Consider the following 3102-nt stretch of genomic DNA (forward strand, 5'->3'; position numbering starts at 1 on the left):
CGGGCGCACCGCCGCCCGCGCCCTTCTCCGCGGCCGCGGGGGCCTTCGCGGCGCCATCGGGGTTGGCGCTCTTCGGAGCGGGCTGGCCGCCACCGGTGGGCTCGCCGCCGGTGCCGCCCTGACCGTCGCTGTCGTCGTTTTCGGTGTCGCTGTCGTCACTGCTGTCGCCGGTGGCACCGGAGCTCTGGCCACTCCCACCGGAGGCGGCGGCATCGGGGGACTGCTCGCCGCCCGCCTGCGCGTCCCGCAGCACGGCGCTCGAGGAAGCCTGTGCGGGGGTCGCGGCGGTGTCGTCCGTACCAGCCAGCACCGCGGGGCCGGTGACGCCGCCGACGAAGGCCACGAGCACGCCCACGGAGGCGTAGCCACGCGCCGCGTCGCGCAGCGAGTGGCCGAACGACGCCGCGTTCGAGGGGATGTTGAGGTTTCGGGTCGGGGCCGATCGCGTGAAGATCTGTTTCACGCGATCGAAGATCGTATGATCTGCCACGTGCGGGGTCTCCTTCTCGCTTACGTACCGTCGACCCTGTTCGGGGGCCTTGGTCGACGGGGCACACGCGTGCGGAACCGTCCGTTGTGGAAGATCAGCGAACGCGAGGCCTCCGCGAGATTACGAAACGACAACGGCAAATATCATCAATGGGTGGTCAGGAACACAGATCAAGAGTGTTTGGATCGAACAACCCCCCGGGCATACCGTCCTGTTTAGGTCTATGACCAGCGATGATGTTGAACCGTGACGCCGTTCACCGTGTCCGTGTCGATCATTCCCAGCGCAATTCCTGATCTTGCGCATCACGCGTCGTACGAACATCCCAGAATGACTTCCCGTGACCACTCACGGCTCGAGGAGTACGCGGCGATACGATTCCATGGACAACAGACTCCGCTCCGTACGCGACTGGTCCGACGGCGCGACGGGGCGAGTTCGCCCCGTCGCTTTCCGTGCGTTTCCGGCCGGTTTCCTCAGCGGGTGAGCGCGGCGACACGTTCGGCCGGACGGCGCAGCCCGTACGGCAACGTCAGCGCCACCAGGACCGCGAGCGCGGTCACCCCGGGCAGCCCGCCGAACGCCCACGCGCCATAGACCAGCAACGCCACGAGTTCGGTTCCCAGGCCGGCGAACGAGGTCACCGTGGCCCGGGCCGTGCTCTCGATCCGTTCCTGCAACCGGGCCTTTCCGACGACGAGCACGGCGCGGTACAGCGCGTAGAACACCGCCACCCCGAGCAGTCCGGGTGGACCCGCCAGCCACGCCGCCAGCGCCAACAGCGGCACACCCGCTCCCAGCACGCCGGCCAGTCCCCACGGCCCTGCATCCCGCAGCCCGCCGGCACACGCGGCCCCGAGCGCCCCGGCCATCGGGATGCCGAGCACCGCGAGGGGCACCAGCCCGGTGGGCACGTCCCAGGAGCTGGCCATGAGCCCGAAGTACTCCTCGATGCCGTCGAGCGAGCCGAGCAGGGCGACGGCGAGCACCGCACCACGCACCGTGCGGTCGCCGAGCGCTTCTCGGGCCCCCTCCCTGAGGAGCGTGAGCCCGCTCCGGGCATCCTCGTCACCGTCCGGCTCACCGCCGCCCTGGCCCTCACCGCCCTGGACGGTGCCGCCCTGGACGACGCCGTGTGCGGCGGCGGCACGGTATGGCGGCGTCTCCGGTATCCGCAGGGCCATCGCGGCAGCGGTCAGGCACATGCCCACACTCACCCACCCGACGAGCGCGAATTCGCCCACGGCGAACAACACGGTGGCGGCCAGCGCCGCTGGGAGCTGGGCGATGAGTTCGAGCGCGTTGACCTGGCCGTAGACACGGGTGAACTGGTGCGCCTGGCCCGCCGCGGCCATCCCGTCGTAGAGCAGTGCCTCCAGCGCGCCCGAGACGAGCGCGCCTCCCAGCGCCCACAGGGCGAAGCCCGCGGCGAACATCCAGAATCCGGGGAACGCGGTCCAGAGCAGGTACCCGGCCGCCTGGAACACACCACCCGCGGCGACCGCGCCGCGCCGGGAGAACCGGTCGGCCAGCGCGCCGCTGGGCACTTCGGCGAGCAGGCACGAGACCGACCAGACGACGAACAGCGCCGAGATCTCGGCGTCGGAAAGCCCCACGTCGGCGAAGAGCAACGCGTAGAGCGGGTAGAGCGGGATGGTGTCCGCCAGCAGCGCCCACAACCGGACCCGCCGCACCAGCGTGCGCGCGGGCTCAGGCGGCGTCAGTCAATGGAAGAACCGCATGTGAGGCATGTTACTCCCGGCTCACGCGGGTTGTCCCGACTTTTTCGATCCCGAATGCGGCGCGCACCTCCGCCAGACACGCGTCCTCGACGTAGAGCAGGCCCGCGTCCTCGGCCACGGCACGCGCCTCGGGCGAGACGATGTCCTGCTGCAACCACACCGCCTTCGCCCCGACCCGCACGGCCTCCCGCACGAGCGCGGGTGCCTCGGCCGCGGGCCGGAACACGTCGACGACCTCGACGGGCACTCCCGCGTCGGCCAGCTCGGTGAGGCTGCGGTGGACCCGTTCGCCGAGCAGCACGCTGCCCGGTTCGGCGACCGCGTTCACCGGGAGTACGCGATAACCCGCCGCCCGCAATGAGGCGGGCGCGGAGTGCGCCGCCTTGGCCGGGTCGCGGCTGAGCCCCACGACGGCGATCGTGTCGAACTCCCGCAGAATGCGCTCGGCTGCGTTCACCAGGGCCGTCCTCTCCACGAGCCTTCCGGATGATCGGCTCCGAGCCTACTTGCGGTACCACCGGGGTGAGGTGTTCATGGGAGGACTCAGCTCCGCGTTGACCACCAGCACGTTCGGTTCCTCCGCGCGGGTGAACTCCCGCAGCAGCCGCCGGAACGCCCTGCCGAAGCCGTCCACCCGGTCGGCGTGCACACCGAACGACTTCGCCAGGCCCACGAAGTCCGGCGTGACCAGGTCGACCCCACGAAGTGCCAGCCCTGACCTGCGCTGGTCGTGCCGGAGCATCCCGTAACCGGAGTCGTCGACCACGACGACCGTGACGGGCAGATTCTCCTGGATCGCGGTCCGCGGTCTCGTGCCGGTCGTTCTGTTTGGTGCCCGACCCGTGCGCGTTGATGTAGTCGACGGCCGTG

The 3102-nt window shown here is 70.4% G+C and carries 3 protein-coding genes and 1 pseudogene; all 4 read right to left on the minus strand.

The features are described from left to right. A pseudogene (locus tag SACSA_RS25555) lies at window positions 1-490 on the minus strand (hypothetical protein); the annotation flags it as partial. Window positions 491-966: 476 nt separating this feature from the next. Further along, entirely contained in the window at window positions 967-2184 is a 1218-nt protein-coding gene (locus SACSA_RS0101550) for an MFS transporter (protein WP_048876304.1), read from the minus strand. 58 nt (window positions 2185-2242) lie between these two features. Next, the gene (locus tag SACSA_RS0101555) at window positions 2243-2692 is read right to left on the minus strand and encodes a CoA-binding protein (RefSeq protein WP_028661428.1); all 450 of its coding nucleotides are present in this window, start codon (window positions 2690-2692) and stop codon (window positions 2243-2245) included. A 42-nt stretch (window positions 2693-2734) separates the two neighbouring features. Beyond that, window positions 2735-3102 (minus strand): thiamine pyrophosphate-dependent enzyme (locus tag SACSA_RS0101560; protein ID WP_232212803.1); only part of this gene is annotated, 368 nt, incomplete at its 5' end.

It is taken from the genome of Saccharomonospora saliphila YIM 90502 (assembly GCF_000383795.1).
In the GTDB taxonomy this organism is placed as follows: domain Bacteria; phylum Actinomycetota; class Actinomycetes; order Mycobacteriales; family Pseudonocardiaceae; genus Saccharomonospora; species Saccharomonospora saliphila.